Below are 19,455 nucleotides of genomic sequence, written 5' to 3' on the forward strand. Positions count from 1 at the left end.
ACTTCGGTCGAGACAGGAAAGGGCGGCTCCCGCGCGGAGCCGCCCTTTTTCGTTGTGCCTAGCGGTCCTGCGGGAGGTTCTGGGAACCGGCGACCCCCGTCTGCTGACCGTTGGAGATCATCTTGTCGGGCGGCTGCGTGCCGTCCTTGCGGTTGGGGCTGCCGGGGAGGTTCGGCCTCGCCTGGACCGTTCCGGATGGCGGGCGGGTCCCGGTGGCCTGGTCGTTCGCGACCTGGGCGACGCCGCCTTGCTGCAAGGCCTGCTGAGCGGCGGCGTAGTTGTCCGACCCGCTGGCTTCCATCCGGTTGGCCTGGTCGTTCAGGACCTGAGCGGCCGCCGGATCGGACTGGTTGGCCGCGTTCCGCAGCGCCTCGGCGGGATCTTCCTGCGCCGACTCGCCGGTGGTCTGCCCGCAGGCGGCGATGAGCAGGGTGGCGGGTGCGAGCAGGGCGAGGCGCATGGGAACTCCTGAAGGCTGGTCAGCCCGCCAACCGACAGCGAGGTTTTTGGTTTCTTCCCTCTTCCAATTCGCGAAGGAGAGCGTATATGCAGCCCTATCCAACACATATCGGCTCCGCCGCACGCTGTCGTGCGCCCGGGGCTTTTCCTGTCCCCGCCGGGACACGGGCCGGAACCGCGCATCGGCCTGCACGTATGGCGGGGAGCTCACAGGAACCGCGCCGGACTTGAACAAGGGCCCGCGACCCGTTCGTGTGCCCGGAGCGCAGGGAATCACATGGCGACCAAGGCGATCGACGCACCCCGGAACACCTCCAGCGGAGCCGGGACCAACCAGCGCCGCATCCGCAAGATCTTCGGCAACATCCACGAGATCAGCGAGATGCCGAACCTCATTGAGGTTCAGCGCGAATCCTACGAGCAGTTCCTGCGTTCCGACCCGGCCACCGGCTATGTCTCTGGCCTCGAGAAGACGCTGCGCTCGGTGTTCCCGATCCAGGATTTCGCCGGCACCGCGCACCTCGACTTCGACCATTACGTGCTCGAGGACCCCAAGTTCGACACGGACGAGTGCCGCCAGCGCGGGCTGACCTACGCCGCGCCGATGCGTGTGACGCTGCGCCTGACCTCGTTCGAGATTGATCCGGATACCGAGGCCAAGTCGGTCATCGATATCAAGGAGCAAGACGTCTACATGGGCGACATGCCGCTCATGACGCAGAACGGCACCTTCATCATCAACGGCACCGAGCGTGTCATCGTGTCGCAGATGCACCGTTCGCCGGGCGTTCTGTTCGACCATGACCGCGGCAAGACCCATGCCTCGGGCAAGTATCTGTTCGCCGCGCGCGTCATCCCTTATCGCGGCAGCTGGCTGGACTTCGAGTTCGACGCCAAGGACATCGTCAACGTCCGCATCGACCGCAAGCGCAAGCTGCCGGTGACGGCGCTGCTGCACGCGCTGGGCCTGAGTTCGGAAGAGATCCTCAACGAGTTCTACAACACGGTCAGCTACGTGCGCGGCCCGAACGGCTGGCAGATCCCGTACGTCGCCGAGCAATGGCGCGGCCAGAAGCCGACCCATGACGTGGTCAACGCCGACACCGGCGAGGTCGTGTTCAAGGCCGGCGAGAAGATCACGCCCCGCCGCGCCAACCAGGCTGGCAAGGAAGGCCTCGCCAACCTCATCATCCCGACCGAGGAAATCTTCGGCCGCTTCTCGGCGTTCGACCTCATCAACGAGGCGACGGGCGAGATTTACATCGAGGCCGGCGACGAAGTCACCGGCGAGAACCTGGAGAAGCTCGACAAGGCCGGCGTCGACCGGCTCGAGCTGCTCGACATCGACTATGTCAACACCGGTCCCTGGATCCGCAACACGCTGAAGGCCGACAAGGCCGAGGATGGCGACCAGGCACTGTCGGACATCTACCGCGTCATGCGCCCCGGCGAGCCGCCGACACGGGAGACGGCGGATGCGCTGTTCTACGGCCTGTTCTTCGATCCGGAGCGCTACGACCTGTCGGCCGTGGGCCGCGTGAAGCTGAACATGCGCCTCGGCCTCGACGCCGAGGACACGGTCACCACCTTGCGCCGCGAGGACATCCTGGCGGTCGTCAAGGAGCTGGTGAACCTCAAGGACGGCAAGGGCGACATCGACGACATCGACAACCTTGCCAACCGGCGCGTGCGTTCGGTCGGCGAGCTGCTGGAGAACCAGTATCGCGTCGGCCTGCTCCGCATGGAGCGCGCGGTGAAGGAGCGCATGAGCAGCGTGGACGTGTCCACCGTCATGCCGAACGACCTCATCAACGCCAAGCCGGCGGTGGCTGCGGTGCGCGAGTTCTTCGGATCCTCGCAGCTGTCCCAGTTCATGGACCAGACCAACCCGCTGTCCGAAGTCACGCACAAGCGTCGTGTCTCGGCTCTCGGGCCGGGCGGCCTGACGCGTGAGCGCGCGGGCTTCGAGGTCCGCGACGTCCATCCGACGCACTATGGCCGTATCTGTCCGATCGAGACGCCGGAAGGCCCGAACATCGGTCTGATCAACAGCCTTGCGAGCTTCAGCCGCGTGAACAAGTACGGCTTCATCGAGACGCCGTACCGCCGCGTGGTCGACCACAAGGTGACTGACGAGGTCGTCTACCTGTCGGCGATGGAAGAGGCCAAGCACACGATCGCGCAGGCCAACGCCGAGCTGAACGAGGACGGCAGCTTTGCGGAGGACATCATCTCCTCGCGGCGTGCCGGCGACTTCCTGATGGCGCCGCGCGACCAGATCACGCTTATGGACGTCAGCCCCAAGCAGCTCGTGTCGGTGGCCGCGTCGCTGATCCCGTTCCTGGAGAACGACGACGCCAACCGCGCGCTGATGGGTTCGAACATGCAGCGCCAGGCGGTTCCGCTGATCCAGGCGGATGCGCCGCTGGTCGGCACCGGCATGGAAGAGACCGTCGCCCGGGATTCCGGCGCGGCGATCGCTGCCCGCCGTTCAGGCGTCGTCGACCAGGTCGATGCGACCCGTATCGTCATCCGCGTGACCGGCGAGCTTCGTCCGGGCGAGTCGGGCGTCGACATCTACACGCTGATGAAGTTCCAGCGCTCCAACCAGTCCACCTGCATCAACCAGCGTCCGCTGGTGAAGGTCGGTGACACGGTCGCGCAGGGCGAGATCATCGCGGACGGCCCGTCCACTCAGTTCGGTGAGCTGGCGCTCGGCCGGAACGTGCTCGTCGCGTTCATGCCGTGGAACGGCTACAACTATGAGGACTCGATCCTGATCTCTGAGCGGATCGTGAAGGACGACGTCTTCACCTCGATCCACATCGAGGAGTTCGAGGTCATGGCCCGCGACACCAAGCTCGGGCCGGAGGACATCACCCGCGACATCCCGAACGTCGGCGAGGAAGCGCTGCGCAACCTCGACGAGGCGGGCATCGTCTACATCGGCGCCGAAGTGGAGCCGGGCGACATCCTGGTCGGCAAGATCACGCCGAAGGGCGAAAGCCCGATGACGCCGGAAGAGAAGCTTCTCCGCGCCATCTTCGGTGAGAAGGCGTCGGACGTGCGCGACACGTCGCTGCGCCTGCCGCCTGGCGTCACCGGAACGATCGTGGACGTGCGCGTCTTCAACCGCCACGGCATCGACATCGACGACCGGACCCGCGCCATCCAGGCAGAGGAGAAGGACCGGCTGAAGCTGGACGCCGACTCCGAACGGGCGATCCTGAACCGCGCCACCTTCGCCCGTCTGCGGGAGATGCTGCTCGGCCAGGTCGCCACGGCTGCGCCGAAGGGTCTCAAGAAGGGCGCGACCCTCGACGACGAGACGCTGGAGAGCATCGAGAAGCACGACTGGTGGAAGATCGCCGTCAAGGACGACGCCCGCCAAGCCGACATCGAGGCGCTCAAGGGCCAGTATGACGAAGCCGTTGGCGTGATCACCCGCAAGTTCGAGGATCGCGTCCAGAAGGTCGAGGCCGGCGACGAGCTCGCCCCGGGCGTGCTCAAGATGGTCAAGGTCTTCGTGGCGGTGAAGCGCAAGCTTCAGCCGGGCGACAAGATGGCCGGCCGTCACGGCAACAAGGGCGTGATCAGCCGCATCCTGCCGATCGAGGACATGCCGTTCCTCGAAGATGGGACGCATGCCGACATCGTGCTCAACCCGCTGGGCGTGCCGTCACGCATGAACGTCGGGCAGATCTTCGAGACGCACCTGGGCTGGGCCGCGCGCGGCCTCGGCAAGCAAATCCAGGAGATGCTCGAGGACATGCACCATCGCGGCGCAGAGTTCACGGGCAAGGACGTCGAGCAGGTCCGCGCCAAGCTCAAGGACATGTACGGCGAGCAGTATCACGAGGCGATCGATGCCCGTGATGACGGCGGCGTGATGGAGCTGGCGCAGAACCTGACGGGCGGCCTGCCCATGGGCACTCCGGTGTTCGACGGCGCGCGTGAGCCGGATGTGGCCACCATGCTGGAGAAGGCAGGTCTCGACGCGTCGGGCCAGGTTACCCTGTACGATGGCCGCACTGGCGAGCCGTTCGATCGCAAGGTGACGGTGGGCTACATCTACATGCTGAAGCTGCACCACCTGGTGGACGACAAGATCCACGCCCGGTCCATCGGCCCCTATAGCCTCGTCACCCAGCAGCCGCTGGGCGGCAAGGCGCAGTTCGGCGGCCAGCGCTTCGGCGAGATGGAGGTCTGGGCGCTGCAGGCCTACGGCGCCGCCTACACGCTGCAGGAGATGCTGACGGTGAAGTCGGACGACGTGATCGGCCGCACCAAGGTCTACGAGGCGATCGTCAAGGGCGACGACACGTTCGAGGCCGGCATTCCGGAGAGCTTCAACGTGCTGGTGAAGGAAATGCGCTCGCTGGGCCTGAACGTCGAGCTGGATAGCATCGACAACCTGGACGACGAGCCGCCGGCCCTGGCTGCGGAGTGATGCTGGAGGCCCCTTCCCGTTCACGGGAAGGGGCACCGTCCCGAGAGAACATTCCTACCCTGCCCCTCGCTGAGGGGAGTGGAGTTAAGACATGAACGAACTGACCAATTTCGCGAACCCGGTGGCGAAGCCCGAGACGTTCGACCAGATCAAGATCGGCATCGCGTCGCCCGACAAGATCCGCTCCTGGTCCTTCGGCGAGATCAAGAAGCCGGAGACCATCAACTACCGCACGTTCAAGCCGGAGCGTGACGGCCTGTTCTGCGCGCGCATCTTCGGTCCGATCAAGGACTACGAGTGCCTGTGCGGCAAGTACAAGCGCATGAAGTACAAGGGCATCGTCTGCGAAAAGTGCGGCGTGGAAGTGACCGTCTCGAAGGTCCGCCGCGAGCGCATGGGCCACATCGAGTTGGCCGCGCCGGTTGCGCACATCTGGTTCCTGAAGTCGCTGCCGAGCCGCATCGGTCTGCTGCTCGACATGCAGCTCAAGCAGCTCGAGCGCATCCTCTACTTCGAGAGCTATGTCGTGATCGAGCCGGGCCTGACCCCGCTCGAGAAATACCAGTTGCTCACCGAAGACGAGCTGCTCAGCGCGCAGGACGAGTATGGCGAAGACGCCTTCTCGGCCGGCATCGGTGCCGAAGCGGTCCGCACCATGCTGATGGACCTCGACCTCGAGGGTGAGCGCAAGCAGCTGCTCGAAGAGCTGGCGGTCACCAAGTCCGAGCTCAAGCCCAAGAAGATCATCAAGCGGCTGAAGGTCGTCGAGAGCTTCCTGGAGTCGGGCAATCGGCCCGAGTGGATGATCCTGGAAGTCATTCCAGTGATCCCGCCGGAGCTTCGCCCGCTGGTTCCGCTGGACGGCGGCCGGTTCGCGACGTCGGACCTGAACGACCTCTATCGCCGCGTGATCAACCGTAACAACCGCCTGAAGCGGCTGATGGAGCTGCGCGCGCCGGACATCATCGTGCGCAACGAAAAGCGCATGCTGCAGGAAGCGGTTGACGCGCTGTTCGACAACGGCCGCCGCGGCCGGACGATCACGGGCGCCAACAAGCGTCCGCTGAAGTCGCTGTCCGACATGCTCAAGGGCAAGCAGGGCCGGTTCCGCCAGAACCTGCTCGGCAAGCGCGTCGACTATTCGGGCCGCTCGGTCATCGTGACCGGTCCGGAGCTGAAGCTGCACCAGTGCGGCCTGCCGAAGAAGATGGCGCTCGAGCTGTTCAAGCCGTTCATCTACTCGCGCCTCGACGCCAAGGGTCTGTCCATGACCCTCAAGCAGGCGAAGAAGTGGGTGGAGAAGGAGCGCAAGGAAGTCTGGGACATCCTGGACGAGGTGATCCGCGAGCATCCGGTGCTGCTGAACCGCGCCCCGACGCTCCACCGCCTCGGCATTCAGGCGTTCGAGCCGGTGCTGATCGAGGGCAAGGCGATCCAGCTTCACCCGCTGGTCTGCGCGGCGTTCAACGCCGACTTCGACGGCGACCAGATGGCCGTGCACGTGCCACTGAGCCTGGAGGCGCAGCTGGAAGCCCGCGTGCTGATGATGTCCACCAACAACATCCTCAGCCCCGCGAACGGCAAGCCGATCATCGTTCCGTCGCAGGACATGGTGCTGGGTCTCTACTACCTCTCGATGGAGAAGGATGGAGAGCCGGGCCAGGGCATGCTGCTGGCCGACATGGCGGAGGTCCACCAGGCCATCGCCGCCGGTGCGGTGACCCTGCACTCCAAGATCGTCAGCCGCGTTCCCCAGACGGACGAGGCCGGCAACACCTACATGAAGCGCTTCGAGACGACGCCGGGCCGCATGCTGCTCGCCGAGACGCTCCCGAAGAGCCATCGGGTGCCGTTCGAGACCGTCAACCGCCTTCTCACCAAGAAGGACATCGGGGACGTCATCGACGAGGTCTATCGTCACACGGGTCAGAAGGAGACCGTGCTGTTCGCGGACGCGATCATGCAGCTCGGCTTCCGCCATGCGTTCAAGGCCGGCATCAGCTTCGGCAAGGACGACATGGTCATCCCGCAGGCGAAGGAGCCCCTCGTCGAGGAAACCCGCGCCCTCGTGAAGGACTATGAGCAGCAGTATCAGGACGGCCTGATCACCCAGCAGGAAAAGTACAACAAGGTGATCGACGCCTGGTCGCGCTGCGGCGACCGGGTCGCCCAGGAGATGATGAAGGAAATCCAGGCCACGCCGAAGGGCGAGGACGGCCGCGAGAAGCCGGTGAACTCCATCTACATGATGGCCCACTCCGGTGCCCGTGGTTCGCAGGCCCAGATCAAGCAGCTTGCGGGCATGCGCGGCCTGATGGCCAAGCCGTCGGGCGAGATCATCGAAACGCCGATCATCTCGAACTTCAAGGAGGGCCTGACCGTCCTTGAATACTTCAACTCGACCCACGGCGCCCGCAAGGGTCTGGCCGACACGGCGCTCAAGACGGCGAACTCGGGTTACCTGACCCGCCGCCTGGTCGACGTGTCGCAGGACGCCGTCATCGTCGAGGAGGATTGCGGCACCGACCAGGCGCTGGAGATGCGCGCCATCGTCCAGGGCGGCGCGGTGATCGCCTCACTCGGCGACCGCATCCTGGGTCGCACGACCGCCGAGGACGTTGTCGATCCGAAGACCGGCGAGACGCTGGTCGAGGAAGGCGTGCTGCTGGACGAGGCAATGGTCGCGAAGCTGGAGGCCGCCGGCCTGCAGGGCATCAAGATCCGCTCGCCGCTGGTCTGCGCCAGCCGCCAGGGTGTCTGCGGCAAGTGCTATGGGCGTGACCTCGCCCGCGGTACGCCGGTGAACATCGGTGAAGCGGTCGGCGTCATCGCCGCCCAGTCGATCGGCGAGCCGGGCACCCAGCTGACGATGCGGACCTTCCACATCGGCGGCGCGGCCCAGCTCAACGAGCAGTCGAACCTCGAGGCGCCGGTCGACGGCACCATCGAGCTGCGCGACATGCCGACGATCACCGACCCGCGCGGACGGCACATCTCGCTGTCGCGTTCGGGCGAGATCGCGATCCTCGACATGGACGGGCGCGAGCTGTCGACGCACCGCGTTCCATACGGTGCTCACCTGCTCTGCGAGAGCGGGCACATCGTCAGCAAGGGCGACCGCATCGCCGAGTGGGATCCGAGCTTCAGCCCGGTGATCACGGAGCGCGCGGGCACGGTGAAGTACCAGGACCTCATCGAGAACCGCACGATGACCGAGGTGACGGACGAATCGACCGGCATCTCCCAGCGCGTGGTGACCGACGACACCGGCCGCTCCAAGAAGGACGACCTGCGTCCGCGCCTGACCCTGCTGGGCGAAGGCGCGAGCGAGGCAGGCGTGTACCGCCTGGCACCGGGAGCGATCGTTGCCGCCGAGGACGGCCAGCAGGTCGAGGCCGGCGAAGTGCTGGCGCGCATGCCGCGGGAAGCCGCGCGTACGCGTGACATCACCGGTGGTCTGCCGCGGGTCGCCGAGCTGTTCGAGGCCCGCAAGCCGAAGGAGAATGCGATCATCGCCAAGGTGTCCGGCAAGGTCACCTTCATGAAGGACTACAAGGCCAAGCGTAAGGTCGCGATCGTGCCCGACGATGGGTCGGATCCGGTCGAGTATCTGGTGCCCAAGTCCAAGGTGATCGACGTCCAGGAAGGCGACTACGTCAAGCGTGGCGACAACCTGGTCGGCGGTTCACCCGATCCGCACGACATCCTGGAAGTGCTCGGCGTTGTGGCGCTGGCCGAATATCTCGTCAGCGAGATCCAGGAGGTCTATCGACTGCAGGGCGTGAAGATCAACGACAAGCACATCGAGGTGATTGTTCGCCAGATGCTGCAGAAGGTCGAGATCACCGACGGCGGCGATACCACGCTGCTGGCGGGCGAGCAGGTCGATCGCGAGGAGATGGACGAGATCAACGGCAAGCTGGGCAAGAACGAGCGTCCTGCCCAGGGCAAGCCGGTGCTGCTGGGCATCACCAAGGCCTCGCTGCAGACGCGGTCGTTCATCTCGGCGGCCTCCTTCCAGGAGACCACCCGGGTGCTCACCGAGGCATCGGTGCAGGGCAAGATCGACACGCTCAACGGCCTCAAGGAGAATGTCATCGTCGGCCGCCTCATCCCGGCGGGTACCGGCGCGGGCATGAACCGCCTTCGGGTCGCGGCGTCGTCGCGCGATGCGGCGCTCCGGGCGACGCAGCGCAAGATCCAGGAGAGCCTGTACCTCCCGGATACTGCCGAGGAAGAGCATGCGGCCGAGCTGGCCCAGGGTCCGGAAGCGGCCATCAATGCCGATCCGCTGGCGGACGTAATGCCCTCGGGTCACGGCACGGACGCTGACGCGGGCGATTACCTGCAGAGCTAGGCGACTTCGCCCCTCCTCTTCCAGGAGGAGGGGCCCCTAGCTGCTTGTTTCGCGGAAGCTCCAGAAACGAAAAAGCCCCGCCGGAGGACCTCTCCAGCGGGGCTTCTTTCTTGTGAACGTTGGTGCTTAGCAGCGACCGCCGTTGATCGTGTTCTCCGTGCAATTGGCAGCGGAGTTGATGTCCTGCGCCGCACCGCGAACGGTGTTGCAGGCGGCCAGAGCCAGCGATCCGCCGATCAGCGCCAAAGTCACGAACTTCCGAACCATGATCATCTCCATTACCAAACCGAAATGACCATGGCCTCGGCGCCAACCTGTTGTCGAGCGCTTAGTTGATCGCGTTTTCCGTCGCGTTTGCTGCCGAGTTCACGTCTTCGGCCGCGCCACGGACGGTATTACAGGCGGCCACCGCGAGGCTTCCGCCAATCAGAACCAGGGTCATTACCTTGCGAATCATGGTCCAATCTCCTGTCTAGCGGCTGAACAAACGCCGACAGCCCGAACCGGGTCCATGACGGACCCGTTATTTTCCGATTGAACGAGGCCCGCCGGCTACACTGCGACGGGTGCGGCGATATGCGGGTGCGGATCGTAGCCGCTGATCTGGAAGTCCTCGAACTCGTAACCGAACAGGTCCTGCCCGCGGTCGCGAATCTCCAGCCGGGGCAAGGGCCGCGGGTCGCGGGTGAGCTGCAGCCGTGCCTGGTCGAGGTGATTGGAGTAGAGATGCACGTCGCCGCCGGTCCACACGAACGTGCCCGGCTCCAGCCCGCATTCTCGCGCCAGCATGTGCGTCAGCAGCGCATAGGATGCGATGTTGAACGGGACGCCAAGGAAGAGGTCGGCACTGCGCTGGTAAAGCTGGAGGTTCAGCCGGCCTGCGGCCACTTGCGTCTGGAACAGGCAGTGGCACGGGGCGAGCGCCATCCGGCCGATCTCCCCCGGGTTCCACGCCGTGACGATCTGGCGCCGTGACGCGGGATCTCGTCGGATCAGCGCGACCAGCTCGCGGATCTGATCGATATGGCGTCCGTCGGCGCTCTCCCAGTCGCGCCATTGCTTGCCGTAGACCGGTCCGAGATCGCCTTGCTCGTCGGCCCACTCGTCCCAGATGCTGACCTTGCGGTCCTGCAACCAGCGCACGTTCGTGTCGCCGCGCAGGAACCAGAGCAATTCAATGATGATCGAGCGCAGGTGCAACTTCTTGGTGGTGACCAGTGGAAACCCATCGCGCAGGTCGAAACGCATCTGCGCCCCGAACAGAGAGAGGGTGCCGGTTCCGGTGCGATCCTGTTGCGGCACCCCTTCCGCGAGCACGCGCGCCATGAGGTCGTGATAAGCTTGCATGCCGCGGTGGTAGCCCGGACCCTGCACGGCAGGAAGAGGCCGGGTTGGACCTTTTCACATGGTCTCGCCTCCGCTTCGGACCCGATCTGCCGCGCCAGTCCGCCCGGGCCGTCCTACAGGATAGGAATGTCGTTCCAGCGGGCCAATTTTCCTGTGACACTCAAGGGCAAGGACGCCGCTCGGGCGTTCCTCGCTCCCTCCGTCATCGGGGATCGGTCCGGCGGCTGGTGGGTCGCCCACGTGGACGAACAGGTCCGGTGCATCCACCTCGCCCGCTATCCGTCCGAACCCATGGGGGCGGACGATGCGCTGCCGGCCGGAGCGATCCTAGGCGATGCGGTTCGGCTGGGGAGCGCTGGACTGGTACTGGCCAGCCCGTCGTCGTCGCAGTCGGAACTGGCAACGCGCGGCCGGCTGACCCGAGAACTGGCCCGTGTGGCGGAATCGGTCGACGTGACGGTGGTGGACCATCTGCTCTTCACGGGCGGCCATTGCGTCAGCCTGAGGGGCGTGGGGCTGCTCTAGTCGCACCGCGCGGAAGACGGCGCGTTTCGAGGAGCGCCGCGACGGCAAGGACGTCCCGCTGCTTGCCGGAGGGGTCCCTTTCCTTGCGACACCCCGCTTCAGGGTTTCTCGTTTGCAGCGTTTCCGCTTGGGCTTACCTGCCGTGGGTGGAGTTGTTGCTCGCCACTGGCGGAACCCGTTTGGAAGCGAAGCGCTAACCGGCGGCGCGGGAAGACCGCTGATCGCCGTTTGCGGCGCGATGCTCATCTGCGCGCGAAGACGCCGCTCCGCGCGGCAGCGCGAGGAGCTTGGGTCACGGTGTACGAGTTCGACGAGTATCACCTGCTGCTCGGCGGCCTCGGCGCGGCGATCGTGCTGTCCTACTGGCTGCCGCGCTTCCTGTCCGGGCGGGAGCCGGCCGCGTCCGCGCTGCTCATCGTCATGGGCGTCGCCCTGCTCTCGCTAATCCCGGGAGTCCGCGACTTCCTGGACCCCACCCGCTTCCCGCGGGTCTGGGAGGTCCTGGCGGAGCTGTGCGTGATCATCGGCCTGTTCGGGACCGGCCTCCGGATCGACCGCCTCGCCGATCGCAAGCAGTGGCAACCTACCATCCGGCTGCTGGCCATCGCCATGCCCCTGACCATCGCCGCCGTGGCCCTGTTCGGCTGGGCGGCGGCCGGCATGACGCTGGCGGGCGGCATTCTCCTGGGCGCGATCCTCGCCCCGACCGACCCGGTGCTGGCCGGCGACGTGCAGGTCGGTCCGCCGCTGGAGGGAGGCGAGCATCCGGTCCGCTACACGTTGACCAAGGAAGCGGGGCTGAACGACGGGCTCGCCTTCCCCTTCGTGCACCTCGGCATCCTGGTCGCAACCGCTGGCGGCCTCAGCCTCGAGCTTGGCGGCGAGTGGATCCTGCGCGACGTCCTGTATCGCGTCGTGATCGGAGTGCTGATGGGCATCGCCGTGGGCTGGGTACTCGGCAAGCTGCTGTTCGACTGGCCACGGGAGAACGCGTTATCGAAGACCGGTTCCGGCGTGATTGCGCTGGCCGGCGTCCTGATCGCTTACGGTGCCACCGAGCTGGCCGAGGGATACGGCTTCATCGCGGCGTTCGTGTCCGGACTGACGCTGCGCCGATCCGAGTCCGAACACCAGTTCCACCGCCGGCTCCACGACTTCTCGGAATCGCTGGAGCATGCGCTGACCTCCATCCTGCTGGTAGCGCTCGGGGCCGTGCTCCCGATCCTGTGGCCGTATCTCGGCTGGCCGCAGGTGCTGATCGCCGTCGCGCTGATCTTCGTCATTCGGCCACTGACTGGCTGGCTTTCGCTCATCGGCAGTGCCCTGCGCCGGCGCGAGCGGCTGATCGTAGCCTTCTATGGCGTCCGGGGCATCGGCTCCATCTACTATCTCGCTTACGCCGGACACCATGTCGAACTGGTCGACGAGGAGCAGCTGTGGGCGACCATCGCGTTCACCATCCTGCTGTCGACCATCGTGCACGGACTGACAGCCGGCCTTGCCGTGGAACGCGTAACAGGCGAGCATCAGACCGGCCCCACCCTGCCGCCGCGCGGCGCGGATTGAAGGAGACGAACGTGGAGGAGCAGCGGGTGAGCAACCCCAGGTGGACGATCTGGGCCGGCGTCGCGGTCGTGATCGGCTGCATCGTGACCATCTTGGCGACGCTCAACGACATCTTCTGACGTTAAGGGTCGAGCAGTGGCACGCCATAGCTCACCAGCACCGCACGGATGTCGGCCGAGCGCTTCTCCAGCGCCTGCTCGACCTCACGGCGAAGCTCTCGATCGGCCCGCCGCAGGCTCATCGAGATGTCGAAAGCCATTGGCAAGCTGAAGCCATCCGAGAGCGGGCTGACTGGGCTCAGGCTCAGCGGCGTGTTCTGCTGCGCTTCATCTCTCCCCTATCCGCAGGCTCCTCCCGAGAACCCACGCAACCGTTACAATGCCGAAACGGCAGGTGAGTTCCTGAAGAAGCTCGCTTGGCCCGTGCCACGTTGGTGGAAGAAGGGTCCCGATCCTGCACAGCCGGATCTGCGGACCGCGCCGGAACTGGCCTTTGCCGCCGCGCACTCATAACGTGTGGGAAACCAGGTGGAGCGGGGGTGCCCAGATGATCGATATCGCCGCGCTGTTCGAACAGAAGACGGCCTTTCCCCAGCCCGCCGCGCGGGAGCGGCTGAACCGCCTGGTCGGACTGGACAGACAGAAGCAGACCTTGACCAAGGTGCTTGCCCTCCTCGTCAATCCGAACGGACTGAAACGTTGGCGTGATCAGCACCATCCAAGGGCCGGCTTGTTGCTGGACGCGGTCCTGCATCGGCCCCGCCTCGTAATCCTTGCGGGCGATGTCGGTTCGGGCAAGACGGAGCTTGCCGAAACGATTGGTGACGCGGTTGCGCGGCAGGAGGGGATCGAAGTCGTCCTGCTGCCGCTGAGCTTGTCCGCCCGCGGCCAAGGCAAGGTGGGCGAGATGACGCAGCTCATCTCCGCCGCGTTCGACTATACGGTGAAGGAAGCCTCCTCGCTCGCGTCAAAGGGCAAGGCCGAGGGCGCGGTCATCCTTCTGGTCGACGAAGCCGACGCGCTGGCACAATCGCGCGAGGGGGTCGACATGCACCATGAGAATGTCAGCGGCGTGAACGCCTTCATCCGCGGCATCGACCGGCTCGCCAACGCGCGTCTGCCGGCCGCAGTGGTCATGTGCACCAACCGCTACGAGGCCATCGACCCTGCGGTCCGCCGGCGGGCGGCGGAGATCCTGCTGTTCGGTCGGCCGGGGGAGGAACAGCGCCGCCTTCTGCTGCAGCCGCGCCTTGCTGAGTTCGGCTTTTCCGTGTCGCAGATCGAAGCGGTGGTCGCGGCAACCGGACCGCGCGATGGCGGGCCCGGGTTCACCTACTCCGACCTGACCCAGCGCCTGCTTCCCGGGATCATCCTCGACGCATACCCCGACCGTTCCGTGGAGCCGCAACGCGCGCTGGAGATCGCCTGCGAACTGAAGGCCACCCCCCCGTTCAAGGAGTGAGCGGGGCACGGCTTGAGTGCGAGCGAACTTTAGCTGGGCAGCGTCTGCGCCGGCCTCCGGGCACCGGGTGGGCAGAGAGCGCGCAGGCCGCCGACCCATGGTGAGGAAATGGTGCCCAGGAGAGGACTCGAACCTCCACGCCCTTGCGAGCGCCAGCACCTGAAGCTGGTGCGTCTACCAATTCCGCCACCTGGGCACAGGAGCTTGTTTCAGCTGGTAGGCGGCGGCGCTTAGAAGGGGGGGCGGGCGGCTGTCAACGGTGTCTTGTGCAAATCCCGGCGACTGCTTGTCTTTGCGACGGGTTGTCGGCATGGACCGCCGCCATGAAGGACCCCAAGATCAACTGGCGCGAGCGCATCATCACGGTGCTGGGCGGGGGCGGCTTCATCGGCCGCTACGTGTGCGAGGAGCTGTTCAAGACGGGGGTTCGCGTTCGCGCAGCCCAGCGTGAGCCCCGCGCTGCTCACTTCCTGCAGCCGCTTGCCGCCGTGGGCCAGCTCGACCTGGTTGCCGTCAATATGCTTCGGCCGGAGTCGCTGGAGCGGGTAATCGAGGGTTCGTGGGGCGTCATCAACCTCGTCGGGGTGTTCGGCGGCGACCTCGAGCGCATCCATGTTGAGAGTGCCGGCCGCGCCGCGGAACTGGCGGCAAAGACCGGCGCGCAGAGCTTCGTCCATATCTCCGCCATCAACGCGGATCCCGAGGCGCCGAGCGTCTATGGCTCGACCAAGGGCCGCGGCGAGCTGGCGGTGCGCGCGGCCTTTCCCGGCGCCACGATCATCCGGCCGAGCCTGGTCTTCGGACAGGAAGACCAGCTGACCAACCGCTTCGGGTCGATGTCGCGACTGCCGATCCTTCCGGTGCTGGGCGGCCGGACGAAGTTCCAGCCCATCTATGTGCGCGACCTTGCCCAGGCGATCGCGATCGCGGCGACCAACCCTGCCGACCATGGCGGCAAGACCTTCGAGCTCGGCGGCCCGGAAGTCATGACCATGCGGGAGCTGAACGCGACGATCGCCGAGGCTGCCTGCCAGAAGCCGGACATCGTCGAACTGCCGGACTTCGTCGGCAACGCGATGAGCTATCTCGGCTTCCTTCCGGGCGCGCCGCTCACCCGTGACCAGTGGCTGATGCTGCAGAAGGACAATGTCGCGAGCGGTCAAGGCCTCGAGGCGTTCGGAGTCCAGCCGACCCCACTTGCGGCGGTGGCCCCCGAATGGCTGGGACGTTTTCGCAAGGGCGGCCGCTTCCAGGGGCACCACACCCGCAGCCAGTCCACCGCCGGCTGATCACGCGTGCCGATCCTCTGGCTGGTCATCATCCTCGGCATCGTCGAGGGCCTCACCGAATATCTGCCGGTCTCGTCGACCGGGCACCTGATCCTCGCGACCGAACTGCTGGGCTTCAAGGCAGAGGAATGGGAGGCGTTCAACGTCGCTATTCAGCCGGGCGCGATCCTGGCGATCATCGTGCTTTACTGGCGGACCTTCTGGGACGTGTTCCTCGGACTCTTCCGGAGGGAGGACGCCGCGTTCCGGTTCGTGCGCAACCTTGTGATCGCCTGCATCCCAGCGGTCGTGTTGGCGCTGCTGTTCGGCGACTATATCGAGGCGATGCTCGGCAGCGCGACGATCGTCGCCTGGGCGCTGATCATCGGCGGGGTGGCCATCCTGATCCTGGAGCGGACGGTGAAGCCGGTCCAGTGCAACGGCGTCCAGAACCTCAGCCTGCGCCAGTCAGCGATGATCGGCCTCGTCCAGTGCCTTGCCATGATCCCAGGCGTCAGCCGCTCGGGCGCGACCATCCTCGGCGCGATGGCATTCGGCGTGGACCGCAAGACGGCGGCGGAGTTCAGCTTCTTCCTGGCCATGCCGACGCTCGGCGGCGCGACGGTCTACTATCTTGCCAAGCACCATGATCGGATCGCGCCGGAGATGTACGGCAATATCGCGATCGGCTCGCTGGTGAGCTTCGTCGTGGCGTTGGTGGTCGTGAAGCTGTTCGTGGGCTTCGTCACCCGCTACGGTTTTGGGCCGTTCGCCTGGTACCGGATCATCGCCGGAGCCGCCGCGCTGGTTTGGCTGAACTGGGGATAAACGTTCATGGCGCGGCAAGGGCTGTGCGCATAGCCTGCGTGCCGAACCAAAGACGACTCGGGAACACGTCCATGCGCATGACGCTGGCCCTTGCGCCGCTCCTCCTCGCCACCCCTGCCGCTGCCCAGCAGGCGCCGGCCCCGCAGCTGCCGCCGGAGATCACCGACGGGCGCATTGCCGACCAGCTCGGCAACGTGGCCGGAGCGCTCGCCCGGGCGCTGCTCGACCTGCCGGTCGGTGAAGTGCAGGCGGCGATCGAGAACCGGCCGGTCACGGCGCAGGATCGGGGCAAGACCGTCCGCTCGATCAGCGGCATGGACGAGCGCGAGCTGCAGCAGGACATCCGGCAGGGCACCGAAGTCGCCAAGGCGGGCACGCAGGCGATGGTCCGCTCCCTCCCGGTGATCACCCGCGCGCTGAACGAGGCGGGCGAGCAGATCGGCCGGGCGATCGCGAACATGCCTTCGCCGGTTTACCCGAAGCAGTAGCTGCACCCTTGCCGTCACTCCCGCGAAGGCGGGAGTCCATCTCCTGCCCGGTTTCGTTGTGCGAGCTTCGGGAGATGGATCCCCGCCTGCGCGGGGATGACGCTGGACGGAACTCGCCACCGCGCTAAAGCAGCGACCCATGTGGCAGCTCCTGCAATTTCCCCTGTGCCCCTTTTCCCGCAAGGTCCGGCTGGTGATGGCCGAGAAGGGCGTGCCGGTGGAGCTGGTGCGGGAGAACCCGTGGGAGCGGCGCGACGAGTTCATCGACGTGAACCCGGCTGGCGAGACGCCGGTGCTGGTCGAGCCGGACCAGGGCATCACCCTCATCGGCAGCCAGCCGATCGCCGAATACTTCGAAGAAACCGTGGAAAAGATGCCGCTCATCCACGGCAATGCCGTGATGCGGGCGGAGATCCGGCGACTGGTGGAATGGTTCGACGAGAAGCTGTTCCGCGAGGTGGTCGAGCCGCTGATGGTCGAACGGATGCGCAAGCGGCTGGTCAACAAGGCGAGCCCGGATACGCGGGTCCTGCGCGATGCCATGCGGATCGGGAACAACCACCTCGATTACCTGGATTATCTGCTGGACCATCGCCGCTGGCTGGCGGGATCGGGCTTGAGCCTGGCCGATTTCACCGCCGCGGCGCACCTGAGCGTGATCGACTATCTGGGCGCGGTCGACTGGCGCGGGCACAAGCAGACCAAGGACTGGTATTCAGTCATGAAGAGCCGCCCCGCCTTCCGGCCTTTGCTCGGCGAGCGGATGGAGGTGATCGTGCCGCCGCAGCATTACGACAAGGTGGACTTCTAGGCGGGGAGTTCGCGCAGCCGCGCGTGAATGTTCACAATGTTCGTGGTCGTGGACGCCCGGCGCTTTGCGGGATCCTACGAAGTTTGCGAAGTTTCCCTGGTGAAGGCTGTTTTCGCGCTTTCTCCGCCGTATGGGTGGGAGCGCGGATCGACGATTGGAAAGAGCCCGCGGCAAGGCCGCGAAGCAGGTTGGAGCAGGCGCGATCCTATTGTTCAAGGATCGCGTGAATGTCCGTTATGGGTGGAAAGCGGACGTTAGCCGACTTGCTTGCCCTTGCCTTGCTTCCCCTCTCGCCGTGCTCGACGAGCCTCCCGCCTTGTCATCCGCTGCGGTAAGGCTGGAGGCGGCGGATCAGTTCGCTTTTTGCGGGTCGGCCAATCCAGCACAAACCACGAGAAGATTTCGGCTAAGAGGTCGCTCGCCATCTACGAAGCTTAGGTGCGGGTGGGAACGTCCGCAACGGGTGGAAAGCGGACTTCCCGCTCTTCCACATTGCGAATTGCTGAGAAGGTTTATTTACCTCCGCAGATGCACAGCGCGCCCCAACAGCCGAAGGGGTAAGATGATGAGATTATTGTGGATCGGTGGGAGTGCGCTGCTGTCGTCATTCGCGGCGCAAGCCGAGGCCGCAAGCACGACTTACGCGAAAGTCGGTGGGTGGGAGATTTCGGCGGAGCCACCGCGATGCATCATGCAGGGCTTCTTCGGTGGCAAGGATGGGAAGAAGGTTGACGGCCTGACAATTCTCTATGCTGCCGACAAAGGGGGCGTCTTGCTGATTTGGTCCAACAACTGGATGACGTATCTGCCTACGAAAGGCGAACTGGATCTAGGGCTTGTTTTCGGAAAGGACGGCACTTCTGTCGATGCGTCTTGGGGAAGCAGTAAGCTTCGCTACGAAAAAGTCGGCAATGATTATATGTTCACTCGCGCTTTCAAGGACCCGCAGGAAGCTGAAAAGTTTCTTCGTGATTTCGGTGGAAGCCAAGTCATGGGGCTCACTTTAGGTGGCACTTTGCTTACAAGCGTTAAACCGAATGCCTCAGAAGCAATCATGAAGCTACGTGAGTGTTCGTTGAGCGGCAGCAGCGCGGAGTAAAGCAGCCGTTGTGGGCCGCCGTGTCGAACGTCCGCAACGGGTGGAACTCGGACGTTGGCGGCGGCACCGGAACGCACAGGCGTCATCTTTAACATTCATTTCATCTGACTGTGGTTGGAGCATGCCTGCAAGGCTCAACGGCCAATCTCTCGAGGAATGTAAATGCGTATCTTATGGCTGCTCACGCCCATCATGCTGTTCAATGCTGCACCGGCCTTTTCCGCCACATCTTATCTCCAGTGCCCGGTGAAAGACGAGAAAGGCAAAAGTGCTGTGAACGTGGCGCTGACCCTCAATGAAGACGCGGGAACCGCTGCCATCTACTTCCAGGAAACCGGCTATTCCCTTGAAGGCCTGCCCGCGACGTTCACGCCGGAAGCAGTGCGTTGGGAGAAAGTCGATGACCTCCTGCACAGTCGCTTCACGATCGACCGCAGCACATTGGGATATGTGGAAACTCTCTCCGTTAGGACCAAGACGTTGATGACCCGTAAGGGCACGTGCACCCTTTCTCAGCCAAGAGAGCCCAAGTTCTAGTTCGAGCGTTCTGCCAGACCGCTATGTCCGATTTGGGTCGTAAGCAGACATAAGCGTGGTAGCCGCGGAGGCGGCATCCATCTCCTGAGGGGACGGTCGACCGGCTGTTCGGATGGGCTCCAAGTCGAGGATAGGGAGCACTCGGACAGGAGAGAGCACGAGATGGGCTCCCGCCTTCGCGGGAGTGACGGGTTTAGGTGGCGGCGGGTTTGCCTGGCACGGACTGGCAGCGATGACCGGGCTTACCTGCGGCCCCTCC

17 protein-coding genes and 1 tRNA gene are annotated in these 19,455 nt (G+C 65.1%); 12 read left to right on the forward strand and 6 right to left on the reverse strand.

Going from position 1 to position 19,455, the window contains the following annotated elements; genetic code table 11:
* Window positions 1-58 precede the first annotated feature (58 nt).
* Window positions 59-460 (reverse strand): hypothetical protein, encoded by a 402-nt coding sequence (locus JT720_RS02465; RefSeq protein ID WP_205479139.1) that lies wholly within the window; start codon window positions 458-460, stop codon window positions 59-61.
* Between the two features lie 276 nt (window positions 461-736).
* Between JT720_RS02465 and rpoB the strand changes: the two genes are divergently transcribed.
* Window positions 737-4,909, forward strand: a complete 4,173-nt coding sequence (rpoB, locus tag JT720_RS02470) for a DNA-directed RNA polymerase subunit beta (protein WP_205479140.1) — start codon at window positions 737-739, stop codon at window positions 4,907-4,909.
* A 91-nt stretch (window positions 4,910-5,000) separates the two neighbouring features.
* Complete coding sequence (gene rpoC, locus JT720_RS02475) at window positions 5,001-9,266, forward strand: DNA-directed RNA polymerase subunit beta' (protein WP_205479141.1); 4,266 nt, start codon at window positions 5,001-5,003, stop codon at window positions 9,264-9,266.
* A 126-nt stretch (window positions 9,267-9,392) separates the two neighbouring features.
* Here rpoC and JT720_RS02480 read toward each other — a convergent pair whose 3' ends face one another.
* The 3 genes from JT720_RS02480 to JT720_RS02490 form a co-directional block, all read right to left on the reverse strand.
* Window positions 9,393-9,533, reverse strand: coding sequence for an entericidin EcnA/B family protein (locus JT720_RS02480; RefSeq protein ID WP_192585613.1), 141 nt, complete (start codon window positions 9,531-9,533; stop codon window positions 9,393-9,395).
* A gap of 61 nt (window positions 9,534-9,594) precedes the next feature.
* The gene (locus JT720_RS02485; protein WP_205479142.1) at window positions 9,595-9,723 is read right to left on the reverse strand and encodes an entericidin EcnA/B family protein; all 129 of its coding nucleotides are present in this window, start codon (window positions 9,721-9,723) and stop codon (window positions 9,595-9,597) included.
* Between the two features lie 95 nt (window positions 9,724-9,818).
* Window positions 9,819-10,613 carry a thymidylate synthase gene (locus JT720_RS02490; protein WP_205479143.1) on the reverse strand — a complete coding sequence of 265 codons (795 nt, stop codon included), beginning with the start codon at window positions 10,611-10,613 and terminating at the stop codon, window positions 9,819-9,821.
* Window positions 10,614-10,739: 126 nt separating this feature from the next.
* Between JT720_RS02490 and JT720_RS02495 the strand changes: the two genes are divergently transcribed.
* Both JT720_RS02495 and JT720_RS02500 read left to right on the forward strand, forming a co-directional pair.
* Window positions 10,740-11,138 carry a JAB domain-containing protein gene (locus JT720_RS02495; protein WP_205479144.1) on the forward strand — a complete coding sequence of 133 codons (399 nt, stop codon included), beginning with the start codon at window positions 10,740-10,742 and terminating at the stop codon, window positions 11,136-11,138.
* Between the two features lie 297 nt (window positions 11,139-11,435).
* Complete coding sequence (locus JT720_RS02500) at window positions 11,436-12,704, forward strand: cation:proton antiporter domain-containing protein (RefSeq protein WP_205479145.1); 1,269 nt, start codon at window positions 11,436-11,438, stop codon at window positions 12,702-12,704.
* Between the two features lie 121 nt (window positions 12,705-12,825).
* On the opposite strand, the gene JT720_RS02505 is transcribed toward JT720_RS02500, so the two are convergent.
* Complete coding sequence (locus tag JT720_RS02505) at window positions 12,826-12,963, reverse strand: hypothetical protein (RefSeq protein ID WP_205479146.1); 138 nt, start codon at window positions 12,961-12,963, stop codon at window positions 12,826-12,828.
* On the opposite strand from JT720_RS02505, the gene JT720_RS02510 reads away from it, so the two are divergent.
* Window positions 12,950-13,216, forward strand: a complete 267-nt coding sequence (locus JT720_RS02510; protein WP_205479147.1) for a hypothetical protein — start codon at window positions 12,950-12,952, stop codon at window positions 13,214-13,216. The two genes, JT720_RS02505 and JT720_RS02510, sit on opposite strands and share 14 nt — an antisense overlap.
* Window positions 13,217-13,250: 34 nt before the next feature.
* Window positions 13,251-14,165: an AAA family ATPase gene (locus tag JT720_RS02515; RefSeq protein WP_205479148.1), complete on the forward strand. Its 915-nt coding sequence runs from the start codon at window positions 13,251-13,253 to the stop codon at window positions 14,163-14,165.
* Between the two features lie 109 nt (window positions 14,166-14,274).
* On the opposite strand, the gene JT720_RS02520 is transcribed toward JT720_RS02515, so the two are convergent.
* A tRNA-Leu gene (locus tag JT720_RS02520) sits at window positions 14,275-14,361 on the reverse strand.
* 127 nt (window positions 14,362-14,488) lie between these two features.
* Between JT720_RS02520 and JT720_RS02525 the strand changes: the two genes are divergently transcribed.
* From JT720_RS02525 to JT720_RS02550, 6 genes are all read left to right on the forward strand, one after another.
* On the forward strand, window positions 14,489-15,454 hold the full coding sequence (locus JT720_RS02525) for a complex I NDUFA9 subunit family protein (protein ID WP_205479150.1): 966 nt from the start codon (window positions 14,489-14,491) through the stop codon (window positions 15,452-15,454).
* A 6-nt stretch (window positions 15,455-15,460) separates the two neighbouring features.
* The gene (locus JT720_RS02530) at window positions 15,461-16,261 is read left to right on the forward strand and encodes an undecaprenyl-diphosphate phosphatase (RefSeq protein WP_205479152.1); all 801 of its coding nucleotides are present in this window, start codon (window positions 15,461-15,463) and stop codon (window positions 16,259-16,261) included.
* A 71-nt stretch (window positions 16,262-16,332) separates the two neighbouring features.
* Window positions 16,333-16,749: a hypothetical protein gene (locus JT720_RS02535; protein ID WP_205479153.1), complete on the forward strand. Its 417-nt coding sequence runs from the start codon at window positions 16,333-16,335 to the stop codon at window positions 16,747-16,749.
* Between the two features lie 139 nt (window positions 16,750-16,888).
* Window positions 16,889-17,560 carry a glutathione S-transferase family protein gene (locus tag JT720_RS02540; RefSeq protein ID WP_205479154.1) on the forward strand — a complete coding sequence of 224 codons (672 nt, stop codon included), beginning with the start codon at window positions 16,889-16,891 and terminating at the stop codon, window positions 17,558-17,560.
* Window positions 17,561-18,122: 562 nt separating this feature from the next.
* A complete protein-coding gene (locus JT720_RS02545; protein WP_205479155.1) occupies window positions 18,123-18,659 on the forward strand; it encodes a hypothetical protein in 537 nt (178 codons plus the stop codon).
* Window positions 18,660-18,851: 192 nt separating this feature from the next.
* A complete protein-coding gene (locus JT720_RS02550; protein WP_205479156.1) occupies window positions 18,852-19,196 on the forward strand; it encodes a hypothetical protein in 345 nt (114 codons plus the stop codon).
* Window positions 19,197-19,455 lie beyond the last annotated feature (259 nt).

It is taken from the genome of Sphingomonas arenae, from assembly GCF_016924655.1.
In the GTDB taxonomy this organism is placed as follows: domain Bacteria; phylum Pseudomonadota; class Alphaproteobacteria; order Sphingomonadales; family Sphingomonadaceae; genus Sphingomicrobium; species Sphingomicrobium arenae.

Coding starts and splice junctions, on each gene's coding strand:
- rpoC (WP_205479141.1), top strand. CDS start 5,001: ATGAACGAACTGACCAATTTCGCGAACCCGGTGGCGAAGCCCGAGACG.
- JT720_RS02540 (WP_205479154.1), top strand. CDS start 16,889: ATGTGGCAGCTCCTGCAATTTCCCCTGTGCCCCTTTTCCCGCAAGGTC.
- JT720_RS02495 (WP_205479144.1), top strand. CDS start 10,740: ATGTCGTTCCAGCGGGCCAATTTTCCTGTGACACTCAAGGGCAAGGAC.
- JT720_RS02510 (WP_205479147.1), top strand. CDS start 12,950: ATGTCGAAAGCCATTGGCAAGCTGAAGCCATCCGAGAGCGGGCTGACT.
- JT720_RS02545 (WP_205479155.1), top strand. CDS start 18,123: ATGATGAGATTATTGTGGATCGGTGGGAGTGCGCTGCTGTCGTCATTC.
- JT720_RS02505 (WP_205479146.1), bottom strand. CDS start 12,963: ATGGCTTTCGACATCTCGATGAGCCTGCGGCGGGCCGATCGAGAGCTT.
- JT720_RS02550 (WP_205479156.1), top strand. CDS start 18,852: ATGCTGTTCAATGCTGCACCGGCCTTTTCCGCCACATCTTATCTCCAG.
- rpoB (WP_205479140.1), top strand. CDS start 737: ATGGCGACCAAGGCGATCGACGCACCCCGGAACACCTCCAGCGGAGCC.
- JT720_RS02485 (WP_205479142.1), bottom strand. CDS start 9,723: ATGATTCGCAAGGTAATGACCCTGGTTCTGATTGGCGGAAGCCTCGCG.
- JT720_RS02515 (WP_205479148.1), top strand. CDS start 13,251: ATGATCGATATCGCCGCGCTGTTCGAACAGAAGACGGCCTTTCCCCAG.
- JT720_RS02465 (WP_205479139.1), bottom strand. CDS start 460: ATGCGCCTCGCCCTGCTCGCACCCGCCACCCTGCTCATCGCCGCCTGC.
- JT720_RS02535 (WP_205479153.1), top strand. CDS start 16,333: ATGCGCATGACGCTGGCCCTTGCGCCGCTCCTCCTCGCCACCCCTGCC.
- JT720_RS02480 (WP_192585613.1), bottom strand. CDS start 9,533: ATGGTTCGGAAGTTCGTGACTTTGGCGCTGATCGGCGGATCGCTGGCT.
- JT720_RS02490 (WP_205479143.1), bottom strand. CDS start 10,613: ATGCAAGCTTATCACGACCTCATGGCGCGCGTGCTCGCGGAAGGGGTG.
- JT720_RS02525 (WP_205479150.1), top strand. CDS start 14,489: ATGAAGGACCCCAAGATCAACTGGCGCGAGCGCATCATCACGGTGCTG.